Below are 22463 nucleotides of genomic sequence, written 5' to 3' on the forward strand. Positions count from 1 at the left end.
AGCGGCTCGCACCGATGGCCGTGCACCCACCGGGACCGAGAGGTCACAACCCTACTCGTGAGGGCTGCAGAAGGGATGGTCCTCTAATGAGCACCGTAGCCGTCAACACCCCGCGCACCGACCTGGCCGTGGTGGATGCCCTGGGGCAGTACGGCGTCGCCACCGTGCACGAGGCGCAGGGCCGCACCGGCCTGCTCTCGCCCGCCCTGCGCCCGGTGTGGCCGGGCGCGCACGTGGCGGGCAACGCGGTCACCGTCAGCGTGCCGCCCGGTGACAACTGGATGATCCACGTGGCGGTCGAACAGTGCCGTGAGGGCGACATCCTGGTCATCTCCCCGACCACCCCGTCCGAGGCGGGCTACTTCGGCGATCTGCTCGCCACCTCGGTGGCCGCGCGCGGGGTACGCGGCGTGGTCATCGACGCGGGCTGCCGGGACGTGGCCGACCTGCAGAAGATGGGCTTCCCCGTGTGGGCCCGGCACATCTGCGCCTTCGGCACCGTCAAGGAGACCCTGGGCGATGTGAACCTGCCGCTGGCCTGCGCCGGCCAGATCGTCCACCCCGGAGACGTGATCGTCGCCGACGACGACGGGGTGGTGGTCGTGCCGCGCGCGAAGGCGGCGGACGTCGTGGAGGCCTCGCGGGCACGGGAGGAGAAGGAGGAGGCCTCGCGGCAGCGCTACCGGCGCGGCGAACTGGGCATGGACGTCAACAACATGCGCGAGCGGCTCGCTGCCAAGGGCCTCACCTATGTGGAGGCCGACGGTGATCATTGACATCCACGGCCACTACACCACGGCCCCCGCACCCCACCAGGCCTTCCGCGACGCCCAGCTGGCCCGCCTGGTCAAGCCTTCGCTGCCGGTCCCGCAGCCGGAGCGGATCAGCGAGGACGCCCTGCGCGAGAGCGTGGAGCACAATCAGCTGAAGATCCTCCGTGAGCGCGGCGGCGACCTGATGCTGTTCTCCCCGAAGGCCTCGGGCATGGAGCACCACGTCACCGACCCCGCCACCGCCCGGGACTGGGCGCGGGTCTCCAACGACCTGGTGCACCGTGTCACCGAGCTGTACCCGGAGCACTTCGCCCCGGTCTGCCAGCTCCCGCAGACCCCGGAGGGCGGGGTCGCCGACGCGGTGGCCGAACTGCGCCGCTGCGTCGGGGAGCTGGGCTTCGTCGGCTGCAACCTCAACCCGGACCCCTCCGGCGGCCACTGGACGGCCCCGCTGCTGACGGACGCCTCCTGGTTCCCGCTGTACGAGGCGCTGTGCGAGCTGGACGTACCGGCCATGGTGCACGTCTCCAGCGCCTGCAACCCGGCCTTCCACACCCTGGGCGCGCACTACCTGAACGCGGACACCACCGCGTTCATGCAGCTCCTCCAGGGCGGCAGCGCGCTGTTCGCCCGCTTCCCCGACCTGCGCTTCGTGATCCCGCACGGCGGGGGAGCGGTGCCCTACCACTGGGGCCGCTACCGGGGCCTGGCCGTCCGCATGGGCCTGGCGGACCCGGCCGAGCTGCTGGGCAACGTCGTCTTCGACACCTGCGTCTACCACCAGGCCGGCGTCGACCTGCTGACCCGGGTGATCGGCACCGAACACGTGCTGTTCGCCTCGGAGATGCTGGGCGCCGTCCGCGGCGTGGACCCCGAGACCGGCGTCGCCTGGGACGACACCAAGACGTACGTGGACGCCGTCGGCCTCACCCAGGACCAGCTCCACCGGGTGTACGAGGCGAACGCCCGACGTGTCTATCCGCGCCTGGATGCCAGGCTCCGCTCACAGGGACGGTGAAGGTGGCACCCCTACGACTGACATTCGCCTGCGGCGACTACGACCGCACCCGCGCCATCGCCGAGGGCACCATCCGGCCGGACGGCATCGAGGTGAACTACCTCAGGCTGCCGGTGGAGGAGACCTTCTTCCGCATGATGCGGCACCGCGAGTTCGAGGTGGCGGAGATGTCGCTGTCCTCGTACGTGCTGTCGCTGGGCGCCGACCCCTCGCCGTTCGTGGCGCTGCCCGTCTACACCTCCCGCATGTTCCGGCACGGGGCGCTGTACTGCCACGCCGATGCCGGCATCACGAAGCCGGAGGACCTGCGCGGCAAGGTGATCGGCACCCCCGAGTACCAGCTGACGGCCTGTGTGTGGATGCGTGGCATCCTCGGCGACCGGCACGGCGTCCCCTTCGACTCGGTCAGCTATGTGACCGGCGGCCAGGAGACCCCGGGCCGCATCGAGAAGGCAGGGGTCGACCTGCCGGACTCGGTGCGCATCGGCCGCATCGCCGAGGACGCCACGCTCGCCCGCATGCTCGCCGAGGGGGAGATCGACGCCCTGTGCACGCCGCGGGTGCCGAGCCCCTTCCAGGCCGGTGACCCGCGGGTGCGCCGGGTCTTCCCCGATGTGGTGGCGGCCGAGAAGGAGTACCACGCGGCCACCGGCATCTTCCCGATCATGCATGTGGTCGTGGTCCGCCGGGACGTGTACGAGGCGAACCCCTGGGTCGCCCAGTCCCTCTACAAGGCGCTGCTGGGGGCGAAGAACGAGGCGCTGGACAACCTGTACGACACCTCGGCGCTGCGCTTCATGCTGCCCTGGCTCACCCCCCAGCTGGAGGAGGCACGGCAGCTGCTGGGCCGCGACTACTGGTCGTACGGACTGGAGGGCGGCAACCGGGAGACCCTGGAGGCCTTCCTGCGCTACCACCACGAGCAGGGCCTGTCCCCGCGGCAGTACCGGCCCGAGGAGCTGTTCGCCCCGGAGGCGCTGGAGGCGGCGGTGATCTGACCGGGCGCCCAGACAGCGAAAGGGACCGGGCGGGACGCTGTTGGTTAATTCGGTCCCTGCTTTGCCCCGCCGAGCGTCAGCTCGGCGGGGCAAAGTGCCGCGAAGTGGCTCGTGCGGGTGCGGGCTTGTGGTGTGCCGGTGAGTGCGAGGAGTCCGTGCGAGCCCGGCCCGCGCTCTTGAGCATCCTCTTCTCCTGGGCCGCGGCCAGCACACCGTCCAGTACCCGCCGCCCGCCCAGGCCAGCCGGTCCCTGAACTCCGACAGCACCGAGAAGACGAAGCCGGGATCGTCGAGCTGAAGCCCGATCGCGTACTTGAAGTCGATCCGCGCCCGCACCGCCTCCGCGGCCTGGCGGTCGGTCAGTCCTTCCACGAACTGCAACACCGACACCAGCGCCAGCCCGGAAGACCATGCAGGCCGGCCCCGGGAGGCAAACAGATCCGCGAAGTCTTCGTCGCGGAACAGCACCCCCAGCTCGTCCCTGACCCGGATCGCGAGGCTTCCCTTCGGGAACGCGGCCCGGGCCACCCGCACCGTCTCCGCCGGAGTCTCCCCCGGCCCCTTCGGCTGCATCGACACCCACCCCATGCAACAACGTCGGTCTCCACGACCACAACCAGGTCGTGGAGACCGACATCATGCCAGGAGCCGAATTAACCAACAGCGTCGGAACACCGTACGGACCCGCGGGCGTGCGCCCCCGGCCTGGGCGGCCGGACAGGCCGCTGCCTGCCCGGCCGTCGCGGAGGGGCGCAGTCCGGATCAGACGAAGATCGACAGGTTCTTCGCCATGAGGACCGACTGGTCGAGCAGCAGGCGGCGGCTCACCACGCGCCAGCCGTCCTCGGCGCGCCGTAGCGTGTCGCGGCGGCGGCCGACCAGGAAGTCGGTCTCGTCGGCGACCCGGTTCCGGTAGACCAGGAACCGGCAGCTTACGTGCACCTCGGGCAGCTCGACCCGGTCCAGCCGCACGTTGGTGACCAGGTGCGAGACGCGGGAGACCGGCTCCTCTGCCCAGTGCTTGCCGGTGGCTAGCTGGGCGACGCGGAGTTCGGCGGTGTTCTTGTCCTCGTCGAACCACTGGACCTCGCCGGGGCGGGTGTTCTCCCGCTCCGCGACGTCGTTGTAGTGGACGTTGAGCCGCAGCGGGACGCTGTAGTGGTAGTCGTCCGCCAGCAGGTCGAGCCACTCTTCGTAGCGGCGCTCGTCAAGCAGGTCGGCCTCCCGGTAGAGGAAGTCGGATACTTCCCGCTCCAGGAGCAGCTGCTCGATGAGCTTTTCGTCGATGGCCATGGGCCCTCCCTCGGTGGTCAGTTGTCCTCTTCGAGGCGGCCGATCTCACGGGCCGCGTCCGGGGAGATCCCGGCGGTCCGCTCGTCGACCTTGGCCAGCTCGTTGAGCTCGGGCCAGGACAGGTTGTCGGTGAACTCCGCCCAGCGCTGGTAGAAGGCGCGGGCGTTGACCTCGCCGGCGATGGCGTGGTGGGAGTGGACGGCCCCGTCCAGCTCGCTGGGCAGCTCCTGCCCCAGCCCCTGCTGGTAGTTGTACGGGTAGCGGCGGGCGACCACGCCCAGGCTGGCCTCGGTGGCGTAGTCCCAGTTCTCCATGTCGTCCTGCTCAGTCATGCCGGCCGGGCCGCCGTACCGCATGTAGTAGTGGCGGAGCCACTCGCGTACGAACTCCGGGGCGTCCTGGTCGACCAGGAACCAGCGCCACACCTCGGTCTCGGTGGGGCTGATGGGGTGGGCGACGAGGATGGAGCGCGGGAAGCCGGCGGCGAAGGACATGTTGGGGAACATCGTGGCCGGGCCGCGGCCGCCGAGCGGACGGTCCTCGGCGCGCAGCTTGTCGGCCCGGGTCTTCCAGGCGGCGGCGAAGTGCTCCTCCATCTCGGGTTCCTTGAACTCCGGGTAGGGCACCTCGTAGCCGAGGTTGTCGGAGGCGCCGTGGCCGAGCCGGAAGGAGGTCTTCATCCGGCCGCGGGAGAAGCCGCCCTGGTCCTGGCGCTCGCCGTGCCGGCGCTTGCCCTGCCCGCCGGGGCCGATGCCGACCGCCTCGACGGAGGCGTGGGTGGAGGCGCCGTGGTAGGTGTCGCCGAGGAAGTTCTCGGACACGAACTTCCAGTTGGACTTGATGCGCCACTTCAGCACGCCGCGGAAGACCTCGGTGCCGCCCTCGGTGCCGTCGAAGGCGTCGGCGAGGTTGTCCAGCCACCAGTGGAATTCGCCGACGTACTCCTCGAAGGAGGGGGCGTCGGGGTCCCAGTTGGCGAAGACCAGGCCCTTGTAGACGTGGATGTTGGGGCAGTGCACTAGCCCCCACTGCTCCTTGCGGAGCTTGTTGTCGTACGCCGCCTTCATCTGCGGAACGCCGTGCAGGTCGCCCGGGGTTTCCACCAGGGAGCCGTCGATCGAGTACGACCAGGCGTGGTACGGGCAGGTGAACTGCATGGTGTTGCCCTCGTCGTAGCGGCACACCCGCATGCCGCGGTGGCGGCAGGAGTTGAGCAGGACGTGCAGCTCGCCCTTGTCGTCCCGGGTGAGCAGCACGGGGTCGGAGCCCATCCGGGAGGAGAAGTAGTCGCCGGGCTGCGGGACCTGGCTCGCGTGGCCGACGAAGAGCCAGGTGCGGGGGAAGAGGTGCTCCATCTCGCGCTTGAAGATCTCCTCGTTGACGAAGATCTCCCGGCTGATCTCGCCGCTGCCGAGGTCGACGAGCTCGCTGACCGGTCCGATCCCCTGCTGCTCAGGGGTGCTTGTGCTCATGTGCGGTTGCCTTCCGGGTAGGTCGACGGTGACAGGTCGAGAGGGGTGAGTGCGGTGGCCAGGCCGGCGAGGCGGGCCCGTATGTCGGCGAACCCGTCACCCTTGGCCAGGGCCTGCCGTACGGTCATGCAGCCGCGCGGCCAGCCGAAGGTGACAGCGGCGGTGAGGCGGTTGTCGCGGCTGAACAGGACGATCTGCCGGTCACCGGCGGGCGTGGCGGCGGTGAACGCCTCCGCGCGGTCGCCGGCGGAGCGGCGGCCGACCATCTGGAGCTTCACTCCGTGCTGGTCGGACCAGAGGTACGGGACGGGGGCGAAGGCGCGGCGCTCGCCGGTGGCCAGGGCCCGGGCGACGAGCGCGGCCTGCTCGGTGGCGCTGGTCCAGTGCTCGACGCGGCGGTGCCTGCCGGAGTCCGCGTCGTACCAGCGGGCCACATCGCCGACCGCCCAGATGCCCTCGGCGCCCGGCACGGCGCAGTGCTCGTCGGTGACCACGCCGTCGTCGAGGGCGAGGCCCGAGCTCTCCAGCCACTCGGTGTTGGGCACGCAGCCGATGCCGACGATCACGGTGGCGGCCTCCAGGCGGCGCCCGTCATCGAGCCGCACCATTGCCCAGCCGTCCGTGAGCCGCTCCACCCGGGTGACCCGCGCGCCGGCCAGCACCTGGACGCCGTGCTCGGCGTGCAGGCCGGCCAGCAGGGCGCCCGCCTCGGGGCCCAGGTTGCGGGAGAAGGGCGCGGGGGAGGATTCGACCAAGGTGGTGGGGCAGCCGAGCCCCGCGGCGGTGGCCGCGGCCTCGGCCCCGATGAAGCCGCCTCCGATGACGACCACGGGCTCCTTCTTCGCGAGCCGTTCCGCGAGCTCCGCGCTCTCGGACAGCTGACGGATGGTGAAGCAGGGCGCCTCCTCCGGCTTTCCCACCGGCGGGGTGAGCGTGCGGGGCCGTACGCCGGTGGCGAGGACCAGGGCGTCGTAGTCGAGCAGGGAGCCGTCTGCCAGCCGCACCCGGCGCAGGGCCGGGTCCAGGGCGACGGCCGCCTGGCCGAGCTGCAGGGTGAAGCCGGGGTCCGCCGCCGCGTCGTCGTGCAGCAGCAGGATGTCCTCGGCGGTGCGGGTTTGGGCCAGGAACTCCTTGGACAGCGGCGGCTTGTCGTACGGCAGGTGCGGCTCGGCGCCCACGAGCGTCAGTTCGCCCGTGTAGCCCTCCGCGCGCAGACCCTGGGCGGTGCGCACTCCGGCCACGGAGGAGCCGACGACCAGGATGCGGCGCGGCGGACGCGGGGATTCAGCCGTCATTCTCGGCCAGCCACAGGGCGTCGGCCGGGCAGCTGCGCACCGCGGCTGCCACCCGCTCCCGGTCGGCCTCGGTCACGTTCTTGTCCAGCAGGACGACCAGCCCGCTGTCGTCGAGGTCGAAGTGCGCCTCGTCTGCGGCCACGCAGTTTCCGTAGCTCTGGCATTTGCCCAGGTCCAGGCCGATGTGCATGGGACTCCCTCCGCGGCTTCCCCGCTGAAGCGTTCAATGGTTTAGTAATTGAACCTATCGAAACGTTAAGAAGGAGGCGTCGCCGGTGTCAAGGGGTGGAGCGATGGAACTAATCTGGGCGGGCACGCCATGGACGTAACCTGGGCAGGCAGCAAGGGAGAGGGAGGGGCAGTGGCCTCGAGGACACCGGCGACCGGCGCTTCGGACGCGATCTTCCGGCCGGTGCCCACCAGCCGGCCGTCCGCGATGATCGTCGGCCAGATCCGGGATCTCATCCGGTCCGGAGAGCTGCCGATCGGCACGCGCCTCCCGGCCGAACGCGACCTGTGCGAGCGGATGAACGTCAGCCGGCTCACGCTCCGCGAGGCGCTGCGGGCGCTGGAGGTCAGCGGGCTGATCCAGATCCGCGCGGGCGCCCACGGCGGAGCCTTCGTCACGACCCCGGACACCGACTCCGCCGGACAGGGGCTCACCGACCTCCTGTCCACCTCAGGGCTGAGTGCCTCGCAGGTGACCGAGGCCCGCATCGCCTTCGAAATGGGCGCGGTCGAGTACATCTGCCAGCGGGCCACCGAGGACGACCTGCGCGCCCTGCGCGCCCTGTGCGACCAGGCGGAGGAGGCCAGGGAGCAGGGCAGCTACACCGTCGACATGTCCTACGACTTCCACCTGCGGGCGGTGCAGGCGAGCCACAACCCGGCCCTCGGCATGATCATGGGTTCCATCCGGGACGCTGTGCTGATGTCCATGCGGGTCGCCCACCACGAGGGCAAGCAGGGTGTCGAGGAACACCGGGCCTTCATCGACGCGATCGGGCGGAAGGACGCCTCCGAGGCCCGCCGGGTGCTGGCGGCGCACCTGAGGCGCACCGCCGACGCGGTGGCAGAGGACTGATCCCGGCCACCCGTCTGTCCGGGAACCTGGGGCGTGGGCCTCTCCGGGCCTCGCCCTGCCCCCGGCGCCGCTACGGCGCAGTGCCCGCTCCTAGCAGGGCGGCGCGCTGCGCAGTATGTCCTCCAACTGGGCTGCGGCGGCGTGGAGCTGGCGCACGACGCGGCGCTGGTCGCGCGGGGACATCCGGGAGGCGGGGCCCACGGCGTTGATCGCGGCCACCGTGACGTCGTCTCCGTTGCGCACCGGCGTCGCCACGGAGATGACGTCGTCGGGGCGGGAGTTCACCGCGTACCCGCGCTGGCGGATCTGCTCCAGCTCCTCGTACAGCCCGGCCCGCTCGGCCTCCTCGGGCACCAGGCGCTCCACCAGGGAACTGAGCGGGGAGTCGGGCAGGTCCGCCAGCAGGACGCGGCCGGTGGCGCTGGTGTGCGCCGGCACGACCTGGCCGGTCCGGTCCACCACGCGCAGCGCCTCGCCGCCCTCGGCGCCGATGAGGTAGCGCACGTTGGCGCCCTCCAGCTGGGCGAGGTGGACGGTTTCCCCGAGCCGCATCGCCAGGTCGCTGAGCAGGGGCCGGGCATGCTCGCGGATGTCCATGTTCCGCACGGCGGCCAGACCGATGTCCAGGAACGCGGGCCCCGGTACGTACGTCCGCACGTTCTCTTCCTGCCGGACGAAGCCGTGGTACTGCAGCATGGCGAGCAGCCGATGGGCCGTGGACGTCGCCACGCCCAGTTCCTCGGCCGCGTCGGACAGCCGGACGCGGCGGTGTTCCTTGAACATGAGCATCAGGCGCAGGGCGTTGTCGACCGAGGTGATCGGATACGCCGGCGGGCTCTTCTCACTGGGACTCAATGCTGCTCACTTTCAGGTTTCCCCGGTGGGCGGACCTTGCGTGCTTGACGCCCCGTCACAGCGAGGGTCGGCGCTTCCCGGCGTCCGTCCGGGAGATCCGCTGTGCCGGAGGCACGGTTACGATAGACGAGACGTGCCGGTGTCGGTGGCGTGCTCGTGAACGCTGCGCCGCAGCGCCACGGCGACCGCGGGCAGGGAGATCAGTGCCCCCGCCACCGCGAGGGCGGTGCCGGAGGAGAGCACGAGCACGAGCGCCCCCACGCCGAGCGGTGACACCAGGAGCGTGGCGGCCCGGGCGGTGCCGATGGAGGCGATGGCGTCCCCGCGCTCCTCGGGGCCGACGGCGTCCGCCGCCAGCGCAGGGCCCACGGTCTGCAGCACGCCGGCGCCCAGCCCCGCCACGAACAGCATGACCGCGGAGACCACGGCGCTCCCCGGGAAGAGCCCGGTCAGGGCGAGGCCCGCCCCGGCAGGCACCAGTCCCAGCACCGTCGACCCGCGCAGCCCCAGCGTCTGTACGCGCCGGGAGGCCGCGGTGCCCACCAGCACCGCCAGGTTGGCAGCGGTGACCAGCGCGCCGATGACCGGGGCGGCGTGCCCGGCGTGCGACAGCACCACCGGTACGTAGGAGTTCATCAGCCCCTTCCACGCCCCGCCGCCCGCGGTCATCGCACAGGCCGCGCCGACACCGGGCCGCAGCCACAGGCGGCGCCGCCCGCTGCCCTTCTCCTCCGGGTCCTTCCGGAACGGCCGGAACCGCTTGAGGAAGACGGCGGAGACGCTGCCGAGCAGCCCCGTCACGCCGGCCACGACCAGGGACAGGTCCAGCGATCGTGCGGCCAGGGCGCCGGCCAAGGCGGGGCCCACCAGGGCACCCGCGCCGTTGGCGACGTTGACGGCGGCGAGGCCGCCCACCGAGGTGGGCCAGGCTCGGATCGCGTGCGTCTGGCTGCCGGTCCAGAACAGGGCGCGGGCCAGGCCCTGCAGGAACTGGGACACCCCGAACACCCACATCGCCTCGCTGTGTACGAGGACCGCGCAGGACACCGCGAGGGCGAAGGACGCCAGCGTGACGAACACCTTGTCAGGGAAGCGCCGCAGCAGCGGCCCCATGCACAGGCGGGTCGTGATCTGCGAGACCCCCGAGAGCGCGACGAGCGCGCCGATGGCCGCGGCCGAGATCCCGGCCTGCACCGCGATCATCGGCGCCGCGACGCTCACCATGCCCAGGGAGACCGAGAACAGGGAGGTTGTGACGAGGCTGAGCCCGCGGTCGGTACGCAGTGCCGCGGTGTCCTCCTCCGGCGCGGTGTCCTCCCCCGGTGCCGTGTCCGTGTCCGGCACGCCGCCTACTTCCGCAGCCCGAGGCCGGCCAGCTCCAGCTGGGCCCGCTGGTACTGCCAGACATAGCCGTCGTTGAAGGCCGAACCCAGGTCGGGCATGGCTTGCATGTCCTCCGCGGGGACCACGGGCGGCACCGTGCCGGGACGGTCGGCGGCGAGCGTCATCCGGGCCAGGGCCTCCAGGTTCAGGGCGCGGACCACGGCCTGCTCCACGGTCGCGCCGACGGTGACGATGCCGTGCCCGCGCAGGATGCACGCCGGGCGGTCGCCGAGCGTGTCGGCCACGGAGGCGCCGAGCTCGTCGTTGTTGATGAGCAGGCTGCGGGGATAGACCGGAAGTCCCTCGGCCGCCATCCGCATCGCAGGGATGTTGTACGCCCCGACGATCGACCGCAGTTCGAGCCCGGCCAGTTCGCAGGCCACGATGGCGGGGGGATGCGCGTGCACCACGGCAGCGGCGTCCGGACGGGCCTTCATGACCTGGCTGTGGATGGGGAATTCGTTGGGCGGCCGGTAGCCCAGCGGCAGTGCATCCTCCTTGCTCGCCACCTCGTGGATGTCTTCCGGGGTGGTGAACAGCAGGCCGCACTCCTGCGGGCTGCGCGACCGCACCAGCAGGGTTTCGCCCTCCGGGGCGCGGGCGCTCACATGCCCGAGGATGTCCTCGGCGAGGCCGGCCCGGGCGAGGATGCGGCAGGCCTCGGCCAGTACCAGCTTCAGCTCGCCCGCAGGCCCGTCCGCTTCCGTGCGCGGTGCGGCAGGGCCGGCCGGGCGGAGGCTGTGGGTCTCTGTGCCGATGGTGTTCAACGCTGGTCCCCCTTGATGTCGATGTCGTCGTGGTGCTCGGCGGTCCGCAGGGTCTCGAGCAGGGCGTTGCCGACGGGGAAGGGCTTGTCGGCGTACTCGCTCGCGTTGAGGCGGCTGAAGAAGTCGGTGGTCACGGAGAGGGTCGGGCTCTGCACCCCGGCGGCCTCGGCGAGTTCGCCGGCCAGCACCATGTCCTTGGCGATGGTGCGGGCCGGCCCGCGGGCGTCGACCTGGGCGGTGTCCCCGAGGAAGTAGGCCGCGGCATCGGTGAATCCGCGGCTGCCCCCGCTGGACTGCTCCACTCCTGCGACCACGGTCCGCACGTCCAGCCCCCACTCCCTCGCGATGAGCAGGGCTTCGGAAGAGGCCAGGTACCACGCGTACTTGATGTGCTGGTTGACCAGCTTGACGGCGTATCCGGCGCCGCGCCGCCCGCAGTGGACGACCGAGGAGGAGACGTCGCGGAGCACCTGCTCTGCCGCGCCGAGCTCGCCCTCCTCCGCCCCGAGGAGCACCGCCATCTTCGGCGCCTTGCCCGACACGGGTGCGTCGACGAAGCGCCGGCCCGCGGTGCTGAACTCCGCATCGAGCCGGTGCGCCAGCGGCGGGCCCGCGGTCGTCATGTCCATCAGCACCGCACCCTCGGGCAGTCCGGCCAGGATCCCGTGCTCCGGGTCGAGCGCGACCTGCAGGACGGCCTCCGCGTGCGGCAGCACGGTGAAGACGACCTCGCTGCTGGCCGCCGCCTCCCGCGCACTGCCGGCCTCCGCCACGCCGGCCGCCGCGGCGGCGGCGCACCGGTCCGGGTCCCGGTCCCACCCCAGGACCCCGTACCCCGCGGAGCCGAGGGCCTCGGCGAGGGCGAGGCCCATCGGTCCGAGGCCGATCACGCCCACCTGTCGTTTCGTCAAGAGTCAGCCTCTCGCACACCGTCTGAAGAAAGGAGCTTTTGTATAGCAGAAAAAAGTTGATCCAGTGCCACGGGTGGATCCCCAACCCAGCGGTCCCGGTGCGGGGCTGACACCCGTTCTGCCGCGGCGTGTGAGTGTCGGGATTCTTGTGTGTATTCACCGCATTTCTCCAGTGTGAATCCACTTCAGGGGGCGCTGCGGAATCCGTTGACAGCCTATGTGACGGGGGATACAGTCCCGTCCGCCTGATGCAGAAAACTTCTCTGCAGGGCGAGCCAGCACCACACCGTCACCAGCCGGTCACCGACGTCCGGCGCCGGTCCCGGCCGTACGTCGAAGCACTCCGGCGATCGTCGACGAGATTGGAGTCGGGCCTTGTTGGATCAACTCGGGAGCGCACTGCAGCAAGTGGTCGCGCCCGAATCGCTGGTGATGCTGCTGTTGGGCGTCGCCATCGGTTTTGTCGTCGGCATCCTGCCCGGCCTCGGCGGGGCCGTCACGCTTGCCCTGCTCATCCCCATCACCTTCGGCATGGACCCGGTCCCGGCATTCTCCCTGCTGCTGGGCATGTACGTGGTCTGCGCCATCGCAGGTGACTTCACATCAGTCCTGTTCGGCATACCGGGAGAGGCCAGTGCCGCTGCCATGGTGCTGGACGGATTCCCGCTCAATAAGAAGGGACAGGCCGGCCGGGCCCTGGGCGCGGCCCTGGCGAGCTCGGTCATCGGCGCGGTCTTCGGCGTCGCCGTACTGACCGCGCTGATCCCCGTCATCAGCCCGCTGGTGCTGTCGATCGGCCCGCCCGAGCTGTTCGCGATCGGCCTGCTGGGCCTCGCCTTCGTGGCCTCGCTGTCCGGCAAGAACATGTTCAAGGGCTCGATCATGGCCGCCCTCGGCGTCGTGCTGTCCCTCGTGGGCCTCGACCCCAACACCGGAATGCCCCGCTACACCTTCGGCTCGCTGGAGCTGTGGGAGGGCATTGGCATCGTCCCGGTGGTCGTCGGCCTCCTCGGCGGCGCCGAACTGCTCCAGATCATGCTGGACAAGGACAACCGGACCCGTCACCTGGGCCGGCCGGAGGTCGGCGGCATCAGGACGGGCCTGTTCGAGACGGCGCGGCACTGGTTCCTGGTGCTGCGGGCCAGCGCGATCGGGGTCGCCGTCGGCACCGTGCCCGGCCTGGGAGGCTCAATGGCGCAGTTCATCGCGTACGGGCACGCGAAGCAGACCTCGAAGAATCCCGAGCACTTCGGCAAGGGCGCGATCGAGGGCGTCATCGCCGCAGGCGCGACCAGCACGGCCAAGGACGGCGGCGCGCTGGTCCCGACCATCGCCTTCGGCGTACCCGGCTCGGTGTCGATGGCGGTGATGCTGGGCGCCTTCGTGATCCTGGGCCTCGACCCGGGTCCGGCGATGCTCACTTCGGACCTGGACGTCACCCTGTCCATGGTCTGGATCGTCGTCCTGGCGACCTTCGCCGCGGCCGCACTGGGCTACGTGCTACTGCGTCCGCTGACCCACCTGACCCGGGTCAAGGGCCGCGTCCTGGTCCCGGGCCTCATCCTGCTCCTGACCCTGGGCGCCTACTCCGAGTCCAACAGCTTCGCCGATGTGCTGGTGATGCTCGTGTTCCTCGCCGTCGGAGTCCTTGCCGTGCGCTGGAAGTGGCCGGCCGTGCCGCTGCTGCTCGGACTGGTGCTCGGGGGAATCCTCGAGCGGTACTTCATCCTGTCCCACTCGCTCTACGACTGGGAGTGGCTCGGCCGCCCCTCGGTCATCGCCATTATCGCGGTCGCCGTGGTCCTGGTCGCCTCGCAGATCCTGCGCGCGCTCCGCAACCGCAGGCCAGCAGTTGACACCCTCAGGACGAAGGAAGGTGCTGCGGCATGACGAACCCTGTGAGCCCGGGCGCGACCGCCACGGGCACCGGTACCGAGAGCGCCGCCGCACCCGCGGCCGCTACGCCGGCCCGGCGCAGCGACGGCAGCTCGGCCGACGTCATCATCGCCCTCGCCCTGTTCGTGGTGTTCGCCGCCGCGTTCGTCACGGCGCTGCAGTGGCAGGCCGTCGCCGGCCTGTTCCCCCTGATCGCCACGGGAGTGGGGGTCGCCCTCAGCGCAGCCTTCTCGGTGAGCACCCTGGTGCGCCGGGGACGTGAACGGCGGGCGGAACCGGAGCCGGCTCCGGGCCCCCGCCAGGCCACCGAGGCCACCGGAGATGCGGACGATTCCGAGGACGCCGACGACACCACGGCCGACCAGTCCGAGGCCGACCACATGTTCTTCGCCTCGCTGAACCGCGAGGACTGGGCGGTGTCCCTCGGTTACCTCGCAGCCTTCTTCGTGGGCCTGTACGTGTGCGGCCTGTATGTGGCCGCGGCGGTTTTCACCGTCCTCTACCTGCGGTTCCAGGCCAAGTCCTCTTGGCTGTTCTCCGGGGTGTACGCGGCCGTCCTGGTCGCGGCCGTCTACGGCCTGTTCGGACTCGTCCTGAAGCTGCCCCTCCCCGAGGGCCTGCTCGGCCTGACGTTCAGGCCTTGAGGAGCGGGAACCCGATCATGAAGCACACGGATGACAAGTTGCAGGAGACCAGGAGACGAGGAACGCCCATGCGCCTGCTTTCCACCCTGGCCGCGGGGGCCGCGGCGATGCTCGTCCTGACCGGCTGCACCGGTACCTCGGCCGCGGACGACCACAAGGTCGGCCTGGCGGGGGAGACCATCGAACTGATCGTCCCCTTCGCCCCCGGCGGCGGGTACGACTCGTACGCGCGCATGCTGGCACCGGAGCTGGCCAAGGAGCTGCACGCCACGGTCATCGTGGTGAACAAGCCCGGCGCGGGCGGTGTGCTGGCCACCAATGAACTGTCGAAGGCCGAGCCGGACGGCACCACGCTCGCCCTGTTCAACATGCCGGGCCACATCGGCAGCGCCCTCGCCGGAGCGCCCGGTGTGCAGTACGACGTCAACTCCTTCTCGTACATCGGCCGGCTCAGCTCCGAGCCCGATGTCGTCCTGACGTCCAAGAAGGGCAAGTACGACACCTGGAAGGACGTGATGCAGGAGAAGGGGCCGGAGCCGACGCGCTTCGCGGCCACCGGACCGGGCTCCAACGAGTACATGGACGGCGTGGTCCTGCACAGCCTGCTCGGCCTGAAGAGCAAGGTGATCACCGGGTACTCCACCAGCAACGAGGCCTATCTCGGCGTCATGTCCGGCGTCGTCGACCTGCACTCCCGGTCGTACGGCAGCCAGGAGTCGGCTCTCAAGTCCGGAGACGCCGTACCACTGCTGACCATCGGCAGCAACAAGGGCCTGGACCTGCTGGCCGACGCTCCGGTGCTGGCCGACGTCGTGCCGCCGCAGAAGGAGGCGCTGGCCCGCGCGCACACCGAACTGGTCGAGAGCGGCCGTGCCATCGCCGGTCCGCCCGGCATGAAGCCGGAGCAGCTCGAACTGATCCGCAAGGCCTTCGAGAAGGTGGTCACCGACCCGGGGTACGTGGCCGCCGCCGAGGAGGCACGCCGCCCCATCTCCTTCGCCTCGGGCGAGGACGTGGCGGAGAACGTCGAGGAGCTGATGAACTCGCCGCAGGACTACGTCGACCTCCTGGAGAAGGCCTACGGCGCGTGACCTGACGGGGGCGACCCCCGAAGCCGCATCCGGCCACCGCAGGGGTCCGTACGGTGTTGGTTAATTCGGCTCCTGGCGTGATGTCGGTCTCCACGACCTGGTTGTGGTCGTGGAGACCGACGTTGTTGCATGGGGTGGGTGTCGATGCAGCCGAAGGGGCCGGGGGAGATTCCGGCGGAGACGGTGCGGGTGGCCCGGGCCGCGTTCCCGAAGGGAAGCCTGGCGATCCGGGTCAGGGACGAGCTGGGGGGTGCCGAGCGCGGGCCGGGCTCGCACGGACTCCTCGCACCCACCGGCACACCACAAGCCCGCACCCGCACCAGCCACTTCGCAGCACTTTGCCCCGCCGAGCTGACGCTCGGCGGGGCAAAGCAGGGACCGAATTAACCAACAGCGTCCCGCCCGGTCCGGACCCTTCGTGCCCAGCTCAGCGCACGTCTGCCGTGCCCTCGGTCAGCAGGCGCTTGAGCGGCACGCCGGTGTCGCCGGCCCGGTCCGCGGGGAGGTGCTCGCCCCGGGTCAGGGCGCGGCGTACGGCCATGTAGTCGGCGGGCTGGTTGACGGCGTCGACGGCCAGCAGGGCGCCCTGGCGGTAGTACAGGACGGAGAACTGCTCGCTCGCCGGGTCGCCGCGCACGACGGTGGCGTCGTAGCCCGCGGACAGGCCGGCGATCTGCAGGCGCAGCTCGCCCTGGTTCGACCAGAACCAGGGGACGGAGGTGTCCGGTTCGCTGCGGCCCAGCAGGCTCGCGGCAGCGGCCTGGGCCTGGGCGACCGCGCTGGGCACCGACTCCAGGCGCAGCCGGCCTTCGCCGGTGAGCGGGTGGGGCCGCACCGTGCAGTCCCCGGCTGCCACTACGCCGGGCACGCTGGTGCGCGAGCAGGCGTCCACCACGATGCCGCCGTCCACCTCGACGCCGAGCTCGCGGGCCGGCCCGGTGCGCGGCCGTACGCCCACGCCGAGCAGCACCAGGTCGGCGGGCAGCCGGGTGCCGTCGGCGAGCACCACGGCGCGCACCTGCCCGGCGGCGCCCTCGAAGCCGGCGACGGCGGAGGACAGCAGCACCTGGGTGCCGCGCCGGGTGTGGGCCTGCCGGTAGAACTCGGAGACCACGGGCGCCACGGCGCGGGCCATCAGCCGGTCCGTGGCCTCCACGACGGTGACGTACGCGTCCATGGAGCGGGCCACGGCGGCCGCCTCCAGTCCGATGAAGCCGCCGCCGACCACGACGACCCGCTCGGCGCGGGCCAGGTGCTCCCGTAGGGCGAGTGCGTCCTCGAGGTTGCGCAGGGTGCAGATCCCCTCGAGGCCGGCGCCTTCGACGGGCAGCCGTACGGGCTCTGCGCCGAGGGTCAGGGCGAGGCGCTCGTAGGGCAGTGCGCAGCCGGAGGCGGTGTGCAGCAGGCCGGGCTCGGCCTTGGTGATGCGCTCGCCGGTGAGCAGGCGGATGCCGACCTGCTCGTAGTAGGCGGGCTCGCGGAAGGCCAGCGAGGCCTGGTCGGTCTTGCCCGCGAGGAAGTCCTTGGAGAGCGGGGGGCGTTGGTAGGGGGCGTGGGGTTCCTCGCCCACGAGGACGATCGGCTCCTCATCGCCCGCCTGGCGGAGCGACACGGCCAGCTGCAGCCCGGCCTGGCCGGCTCCGACGACGACTGTCCCGCTCCCCATGGTGCGACCTCTCCCATCCCGGCAACCTGCTAATGTCATACCATTATACCAACGATGAGGGCGAGCGGGGGTGTCCGTGCACGGACACCCGTGCCCGGGGAGTGCGGTCCCGGGAGGGTGGCAGTCGTGGCGAGCCGCGCGGCAGTTTGCCTCAGCCGATGCGCTCCATCGAGGCCTCGCGGATCACGCCGCCGCTCACGTGGTACGCACCCTCGAACGCCCTGGTCGTGCCGTTGTCCTGGGCCGCGTAGGGTCGTGCCTGTGCGGTGCTGCCGCCCACGTCGAGGATGACCACGCGGTCGTGGGCGGTGTCCCGGTGCGGCCCCTCCTGCGGCCCGGGCGTCTGGATGGTGCAGTCGCCGCGAGCGCACCGTGCGGCGGCCGAGGCGCAGGTGAGAAGGGGTCCCGGACCTCGTGCGCCGCCCGCTCCCCGGACTCCACTCGCGGCCCACCCCACTGCTCCCACCTGCGGCAATGACGCTTCGCCGCACAGTCCGCATGCTGTGTTGTCCGCGCCCTTGACGCGCCCGACATCCGATGGTCAAATCCCTGCAAGGTCAGATGGTAAGACCATCGCACCCGTTCGAGTTCGAAGCACGTCAGCAGAGCCGCCGCACCGCCCGGCAGATCCCGTGCAACTGCGGCTCTCGTACACGTAAGCAGATCGAGAAACGGGACCATACATGCGCGAAACCACTTCCGTGACCGGACCCGCATCCCGCCGGCATCGATCACTCCTCCGCCCCGGAACCCGCCGGAGACTACGCAACCTCGTGGTACCCCTGCTCATCGGCGCCCTGTCCACCGCCTGCGCCGGCCTCAATCCCGAGGAGGCCGAGAGCGAGGCCGAGGGCGGCATGCCGCAGGTCATCATCGGCAAGGCCGTCGACAGCATCGGCTTCACCACCGTCGAAGTCGCCCAGGAGAAGGGCTACTTCAAGAAGGAAGGCGTCGCCGTCCAGCAGGAGCTGCTCGGCGGCTCCAGCACCGCGTTCGCCGCCCTGCAGAGCGGTGAGGTCCAGTTCGTCACGGCCTCCTCCACCGCCCTGCTCAACGCCAGAGTCAAGGACGTCCCCCTGCAGGCCGTGGCCTCCCTGGACTACGGCACCTCCCTGCAGATGCTCGGCTCCAACAAGTTCGTCAAGGAGCACAAGCCCTCCCCCGACCAGTCGGTGGAGACGACGATGAAGCAGCTGGAGGGCGGCACGCTCGGGGTCGTGTCCACGACCGACGTGACGTACTACCGCTACCTGATGGACCGCGCCGGGGTGGGCCCCGACAAGTACAAGATCATCACGGTCAAGTCCCACGCCGCGGGCGTCGCCGCGCTGGACCACAGCCAGATCGACGCCTTCCTGCTGTCCCCGCCCAGCACGTACTTCGCCGAGTCGCAGGGCAAGGCGAAGATCATCGCCAAGCTGCACGATGTGCCGGACCTGCGGGACATGACCTACGACATCCTGGTCACCTCCACCTCGTACGCCGAGTCCCACCCGGACGTGGTCAAGTCGGTCGCCCGCGCCATGGCGCAGTCCGACAAGATCATGGGCAGCGATCCGGAGGCCGTGCTGGCCATCGAGCGCGAGCACTACCCGGAGATGAGCGACGAGGTCCTGCTCGACAGCCTGAAGTACGTCAACTTCCCGCCCGACGGGAAGATGACCCAGGAACGCTGGGAGAAGGTCCGCGACCTGGCCAGGCTCAGCGACGTGCCCGGCGCCGCCGACGTCGACCTGGAGCCCGACAAGGGCACTTGGACCAACCGCTACCTCGAGTGACGTCCCCGGGCCGTGCGCGGGTGCGCACGGCTTCGCCTCCCTTATCCAGGTGCCACAACCCCGAACAGGTGATGCCGTATGCAGAGGGAGACCTCCGCACCCCGCTCACAGGCGCAAGCCGCACCACCACCGGCGCCGGCCGACACGCGTCACGCCGTCCGTATCGAGAATGTCGACCTGGTCTTCCACAGCAGCCGCAGCGCCGAGCCGGTGACCGCGCTGCAGGACGTGTCCTTCGAGGTCGCCCACCAGGAGTTCTGCGCCATCGTCGGCCCCAGCGGCTGCGGCAAGAGCACCCTGCTGAACCTGGTGTCCGGCCTCACCCCGCCCACCTCGGGCCGGGTGTACGTCAACGAGGAGCACGTCACCGGCCTGGTCCGCGACATCGGCTACGTCACCCAGGACTCCAACCTGCTGCCCTGGCTGACGGTGGACCAGAACATCCGGCTGCCCCTGCAGATCCGCAAGCTGCCCACCGAGGAGCAGGACCGGCTGGTCGACCAGTGGATCGGCATGGTCGGCCTGGAGGGCTTCCGCGACAGCTACCCCCACCAGCTCTCCGGGGGCATGCAGAAGCGCTGCGCGATCGCCCGCACTCTGGTGTACGACCCGCCGATCCTGCTGATGGACGAGCCCTTCGGGGCACTGGACGCCATGACCAAGGCGGTCATGCAGGACACGCTGCTGCAGCTGTGGGACGACCAGAAGAAGACCGTGCTGTTCGTGACGCACGACCTGTCCGAGGCGCTCGCCCTGTCGGACCGGGTGATCGTGATGAGCCGCAGGCCGGGGCGGGTCAAGGCCGCCTCCGCGGTGGACATCCCGCGGCCCCGTGACGTCTTCCACGTCTCCGAGCTGCGCGAGTTCGCCGAGCAGCACCGCGTCCTGTGGGACATGTTCGCCGAGGAGATCTCGATGGGAGGGCTCTCGAAGTGAGCGCACAGCCGAGTCCGGCCCCGGTCGAGGACACCACAGCGCCGGCCGCCGCCCCCGGACCCCCCTCCGGGGAGACCCCGGAGCCGCCGAAGCGCAGGTTCGACTGGGGCACCCAAGGCCTGCGGATCGCCGTGTTCGCCACCGTCCTGGGGCTGTGGCAGCTGGCCAACGGCCGTCTGCTGCCCGACTACCTGATCTCCAGCCCGGTCAAGGTCGGGCAGACCCTGTGGCGGTACCTCACCGGTGAGGAACCGGGCATCTGGCTGGACATCCAGGTGACCGCCGACGAGCTCCTGCTGGGCTACGCCCTGGGCGTGTTCGGCGGCGTGGCAGTCGGCCTGCTGCTGGGCTACTGGCGCACCGGCGCCGCCGTCTTCAGCCCGCTGATCGCCGCAGTGAACGGCATCCCGAAGATCGCCCTGGCCCCGCTGTTCCTCATCTGGTTCGGCATCGGGGTCGAGTCGAAGATCGCCATCGCGGCGATGACCGTCTTCTTCGTGATGTTCTACAACACCTACATGGGCGTGCGGACCATGCCCGACAACCTGGTCAACGTGCTGCGCGTGATGGGCGCGAACCGGGCCACCATCATCCGCCGGGTGACGCTGCCGCAGATCAGCGTGCCCGTCCTGGCCGGCATGAAGTCCTCGGTCTCCTTCGCCATGATCGGTGTGATCGTCGGGGAGTTCATCGCCTCCCAGCACGGCATCGGCTACCTCATCAACACCGCTACCCAGAACTTCGACTCCGCCAAGGTCTTCGCCGGCATCACGGTCCTGATGCTCATGATCGCCATCGGCCTGCTGCTGGTCGGCCGGCTGGAGCGGCGGGTCCTGCGCTGGCAGCGCGACTAGCCCGTACGCGGCCACCTGCCCGTACGGATCGGTTCTCGAGAGACAAGGAAACAGACATGGCTGCACAGAAGACGACTGTGGTGGGCGTACTGGGCGCCGGCCGGATGGGGATGCCCATCATCGGCCACCTCATCCACAGCGGCTTCGAGGTGCTGGTGTACGACGTGGACGCCGGCAAGGAGGCCGCGGTGGCCGAGCAGGGGGCGCGCTTCGTGTCCACCGCCGCAGAGATCGCCGCAGGCTGCGACACCGTGATGGTCTGCGTCGGCTACGAGGAGCAGCTCCACGCGATGATGCACGGCAGCGAGGGCATGCTCGGCTCGCTCAACGAGGGTGCGGTCATCGCCGTGCTCAGCACGGTCTCCCCCGAGGCCATGCAGGAGCTGTCCGAGGAGGGCGCCAAGCACGGGCTGCACGTCGTGGACGCGCCGGTGTGCCGCGGCTCGTGGGCGGCCGACCGGGGTGAGCTGCTGTCCCTGCTGGGCGGCACCGAGGAGGCGACCGAGCGCTTCACCGAGGTCGCACGTGCCTACTCCGCCGACATCGTCCGCCTCGGCGACATCGGCTCCGGCCAGGTCGGCAAGGCCATCAACAACCTCATCCTGTGGGCCTGCCTGGTCGCCAACCACGAGGGTCTGGCCCTGGCCAAGCGGTACGGCGTCGACATCGACGTGATGCGCGAGGCCCTGAAGATGTCCAGCGCCGACAACCACGCCCTGGGCAACTGGAACAAGCAGACCATGGCCTGGGCCGAGGACGACATGAAGATCGTCCAGGAGATGGCCGTCAACACCGGGATCAGCCTCCCGCAGGCCGCGGTCAACCGCGAGATCTGCCGGGTCCTCAAGCCCCGCCGCTACGACCTGGACCGGTACGGCATATGACCGGCCCCCTGCCCGCCCCGGCCGGCGCGGGCCGCACAGCAAGAACCGGGAATTCGGAGGGAAACTGACATGTCGTCCGGACTGCAGGGCAGGCGCGCGGTGATCACCGGGGCCGGCCGCAATGTCGGCGCCGCCATCGCCGAGCGCTTCGTCCGCGAGGGTGCACGGGTGGCCGTCGTCGACATCGACCCGTCGGCCGCCGCGCGGATCGCCAAGGAACTCAACGACCAGTACCCCGACAGCGCGGTGCCCGTCACCGCCGACGTCTCCTCCCCGCAGGAGGTGCAGCGCCTCGTCGACGAGGCCTGGGAGCAGCTCGGCGCCGTCGACACCCTGGTCAACTGCGTCGCCATCACCGACCGGCCGCACACCGTGCTCGACCTGCCGGACGAGCTGTGGAGCAAGGTGCTGGACGTCTCGCTCACCTCGGCCTTCCTCACCACGAAGTACCTGGCCCGGCGGATGGTCGTCGAGGAGAGCGGCGGGGTCGTCCTGCACATCGGCTCCACCTCGGGCATGTTCGCCCGCAAGAACGCGGTGGCCTACCCGGCGGCCAAGGCCGCGCTGTACGCCCTCGTACGGTCGCTGGCCGTCCAGCTCGGCGAGCACGGCATCCGCGTCAACACCGTCAGCCCCAACAAGGTCGGTTCCCCTGTGGGCAGCGCGGTCGAGCCCGCCGACCGGGCCCGCCGCAACCTGGTGGGCCGCGCCTGCACCCCCGAGGACATCGCCGGGGCCGTCGCCTTCATGGCCGGAGCGGACGCGGGCTTCATCACCGGTACGGACCTGCTGGTCGACGGCGGCGCCCTGATCACCAGCGGCGACTGAGCCGGCCCCGCTGCCCGCCCGGCACGGAAGGTGTGTC

The 22463-nt window shown here is 70.6% G+C and carries 23 protein-coding genes and 1 pseudogene; 13 read left to right on the forward strand and 11 right to left on the reverse strand.

Translation table 11 applies throughout. The features are described from left to right. Positions 1-86: 86 nt before the first annotated feature. The 3 genes from ACFV9O_RS20420 to ACFV9O_RS20430 are packed head-to-tail and all read left to right on the forward strand — an operon-like array spanning position 87 to position 2789. Positions 87-776: a 4-carboxy-4-hydroxy-2-oxoadipate aldolase/oxaloacetate decarboxylase gene (locus ACFV9O_RS20420; protein WP_385419854.1), complete on the forward strand. Its 690-nt coding sequence runs from the start codon at positions 87-89 to the stop codon at positions 774-776. Further along, a complete protein-coding gene (locus ACFV9O_RS20425; protein WP_385419855.1) occupies positions 766-1791 on the forward strand; it encodes an amidohydrolase family protein in 1026 nt (341 codons plus the stop codon). The genes ACFV9O_RS20420 and ACFV9O_RS20425 overlap by 11 nt, the downstream gene beginning before the upstream one ends. A 2-nt stretch (positions 1792-1793) precedes the next feature. Continuing rightward, positions 1794-2789 (forward strand): ABC transporter substrate-binding protein, encoded by a 996-nt coding sequence (locus ACFV9O_RS20430; protein WP_385419857.1) that lies wholly within the window; start codon positions 1794-1796, stop codon positions 2787-2789. Positions 2790-2931: 142 nt separating this feature from the next. Here the strand turns inward: ACFV9O_RS20430 and ACFV9O_RS20435 are convergent. From ACFV9O_RS20435 to ACFV9O_RS20455, 5 genes and pseudogenes are all read right to left on the reverse strand, one after another. Continuing rightward, positions 2932-3368 (reverse strand): annotated as a pseudogene (locus tag ACFV9O_RS20435) (transposase); the annotation flags it as partial. A gap of 183 nt (positions 3369-3551) precedes the next feature. Beyond that, positions 3552-4082, reverse strand: a complete 531-nt coding sequence (locus tag ACFV9O_RS20440) for a 3-phenylpropionate/cinnamic acid dioxygenase subunit beta (protein ID WP_385419859.1) — start codon at positions 4080-4082, stop codon at positions 3552-3554. Between the two features lie 17 nt (positions 4083-4099). Further along, positions 4100-5554, reverse strand: coding sequence for an aromatic ring-hydroxylating dioxygenase subunit alpha (locus ACFV9O_RS20445; protein WP_385419861.1), 1455 nt, complete (start codon positions 5552-5554; stop codon positions 4100-4102). Then, positions 5551-6849: an NAD(P)/FAD-dependent oxidoreductase gene (locus tag ACFV9O_RS20450; RefSeq protein ID WP_385419863.1), complete on the reverse strand. Its 1299-nt coding sequence runs from the start codon at positions 6847-6849 to the stop codon at positions 5551-5553. Before ACFV9O_RS20450 ends, ACFV9O_RS20445 begins: the two co-directional genes overlap by 4 nt. Then, entirely contained in the window at positions 6839-7039 is a 201-nt protein-coding gene (locus tag ACFV9O_RS20455) for a ferredoxin (RefSeq protein WP_385419865.1), read from the reverse strand. The genes ACFV9O_RS20450 and ACFV9O_RS20455 overlap by 11 nt, the downstream gene beginning before the upstream one ends. Before the next feature lie 171 nt (positions 7040-7210). Between ACFV9O_RS20455 and ACFV9O_RS20460 the strand changes: the two genes are divergently transcribed. Beyond that, a complete protein-coding gene (locus tag ACFV9O_RS20460; RefSeq protein ID WP_385419867.1) occupies positions 7211-7933 on the forward strand; it encodes a FadR/GntR family transcriptional regulator in 723 nt (240 codons plus the stop codon). A 90-nt stretch (positions 7934-8023) separates the two neighbouring features. Here the strand turns inward: ACFV9O_RS20460 and ACFV9O_RS20465 are convergent, their stop codons facing one another. The 4 genes from ACFV9O_RS20465 to ACFV9O_RS20480 form a co-directional block, all read right to left on the reverse strand. Further along, positions 8024-8788 carry an IclR family transcriptional regulator gene (locus ACFV9O_RS20465; RefSeq protein ID WP_385419868.1) on the reverse strand — a complete coding sequence of 255 codons (765 nt, stop codon included), beginning with the start codon at positions 8786-8788 and terminating at the stop codon, positions 8024-8026. Between the two features lie 117 nt (positions 8789-8905). Then, positions 8906-10132 carry an MFS transporter gene (locus ACFV9O_RS20470; protein WP_385419870.1) on the reverse strand — a complete coding sequence of 409 codons (1227 nt, stop codon included), beginning with the start codon at positions 10130-10132 and terminating at the stop codon, positions 8906-8908. 5 nt (positions 10133-10137) lie between these two features. Beyond that, positions 10138-10938: a class II aldolase/adducin family protein gene (locus ACFV9O_RS20475; RefSeq protein WP_385419872.1), complete on the reverse strand. Its 801-nt coding sequence runs from the start codon at positions 10936-10938 to the stop codon at positions 10138-10140. After that, a complete protein-coding gene (locus ACFV9O_RS20480; protein ID WP_385419873.1) occupies positions 10935-11849 on the reverse strand; it encodes an NAD(P)-dependent oxidoreductase in 915 nt (304 codons plus the stop codon). Before ACFV9O_RS20480 ends, ACFV9O_RS20475 begins: the two co-directional genes overlap by 4 nt. A gap of 375 nt (positions 11850-12224) precedes the next feature. Here ACFV9O_RS20480 and ACFV9O_RS20485 point away from each other — a divergent pair, with 375 nt between their 5' ends. From ACFV9O_RS20485 to ACFV9O_RS20500, 4 genes are all read left to right on the forward strand, one after another. Beyond that, positions 12225-13739 (forward strand): tripartite tricarboxylate transporter permease, encoded by a 1515-nt coding sequence (locus tag ACFV9O_RS20485; RefSeq protein WP_385419874.1) that lies wholly within the window; start codon positions 12225-12227, stop codon positions 13737-13739. After that, the gene (locus ACFV9O_RS20490) at positions 13736-14389 is read left to right on the forward strand and encodes a tripartite tricarboxylate transporter TctB family protein (RefSeq protein WP_385419876.1); all 654 of its coding nucleotides are present in this window, start codon (positions 13736-13738) and stop codon (positions 14387-14389) included. The genes ACFV9O_RS20485 and ACFV9O_RS20490 overlap by 4 nt, the downstream gene beginning before the upstream one ends. 68 nt (positions 14390-14457) lie before the next feature. After that, the gene (locus tag ACFV9O_RS20495; RefSeq protein WP_385419877.1) at positions 14458-15480 is read left to right on the forward strand and encodes a Bug family tripartite tricarboxylate transporter substrate binding protein; all 1023 of its coding nucleotides are present in this window, start codon (positions 14458-14460) and stop codon (positions 15478-15480) included. A gap of 138 nt (positions 15481-15618) precedes the next feature. Then, positions 15619-15867: a hypothetical protein gene (locus ACFV9O_RS20500; protein ID WP_385420011.1), complete on the forward strand. Its 249-nt coding sequence runs from the start codon at positions 15619-15621 to the stop codon at positions 15865-15867. A 40-nt stretch (positions 15868-15907) separates the two neighbouring features. Here ACFV9O_RS20500 and ACFV9O_RS20505 read toward each other — a convergent pair whose 3' ends face one another. Beyond that, a complete protein-coding gene (locus ACFV9O_RS20505; protein WP_385419879.1) occupies positions 15908-17146 on the reverse strand; it encodes an NAD(P)/FAD-dependent oxidoreductase in 1239 nt (412 codons plus the stop codon). Positions 17147-17297: 151 nt separating this feature from the next. After that, positions 17298-17441, reverse strand: coding sequence for a hypothetical protein (locus ACFV9O_RS20510; RefSeq protein ID WP_385419881.1), 144 nt, complete (start codon positions 17439-17441; stop codon positions 17298-17300). Between the two features lie 478 nt (positions 17442-17919). On the opposite strand from ACFV9O_RS20510, the gene ACFV9O_RS20515 reads away from it, so the two are divergent. From ACFV9O_RS20515 to ACFV9O_RS20535, 5 genes are all read left to right on the forward strand, one after another. After that, positions 17920-18924, forward strand: coding sequence for an ABC transporter substrate-binding protein (locus ACFV9O_RS20515; protein ID WP_385419882.1), 1005 nt, complete (start codon positions 17920-17922; stop codon positions 18922-18924). Positions 18925-19002: 78 nt separating this feature from the next. Continuing rightward, complete coding sequence (locus ACFV9O_RS20520; RefSeq protein WP_385419884.1) at positions 19003-19860, forward strand: ABC transporter ATP-binding protein; 858 nt, start codon at positions 19003-19005, stop codon at positions 19858-19860. After that, positions 19857-20714 (forward strand): ABC transporter permease, encoded by an 858-nt coding sequence (locus ACFV9O_RS20525; protein WP_385419886.1) that lies wholly within the window; start codon positions 19857-19859, stop codon positions 20712-20714. Before ACFV9O_RS20520 ends, ACFV9O_RS20525 begins: the two co-directional genes overlap by 4 nt. Next, positions 20699-21598 carry an NAD(P)-dependent oxidoreductase gene (locus tag ACFV9O_RS20530; RefSeq protein ID WP_385420002.1) on the forward strand — a complete coding sequence of 300 codons (900 nt, stop codon included), beginning with the start codon at positions 20699-20701 and terminating at the stop codon, positions 21596-21598. The genes ACFV9O_RS20525 and ACFV9O_RS20530 overlap by 16 nt, the downstream gene beginning before the upstream one ends. Before the next feature lie 69 nt (positions 21599-21667). Further along, complete coding sequence (locus tag ACFV9O_RS20535; RefSeq protein ID WP_385419888.1) at positions 21668-22426, forward strand: SDR family NAD(P)-dependent oxidoreductase; 759 nt, start codon at positions 21668-21670, stop codon at positions 22424-22426. Positions 22427-22463 lie beyond the last annotated feature (37 nt).

This window comes from Streptomyces sp. NPDC059909 (assembly GCF_042730885.1).
In the GTDB taxonomy this organism is placed as follows: Bacteria; Actinomycetota; Actinomycetes; order Streptomycetales; family Streptomycetaceae; genus Streptomyces.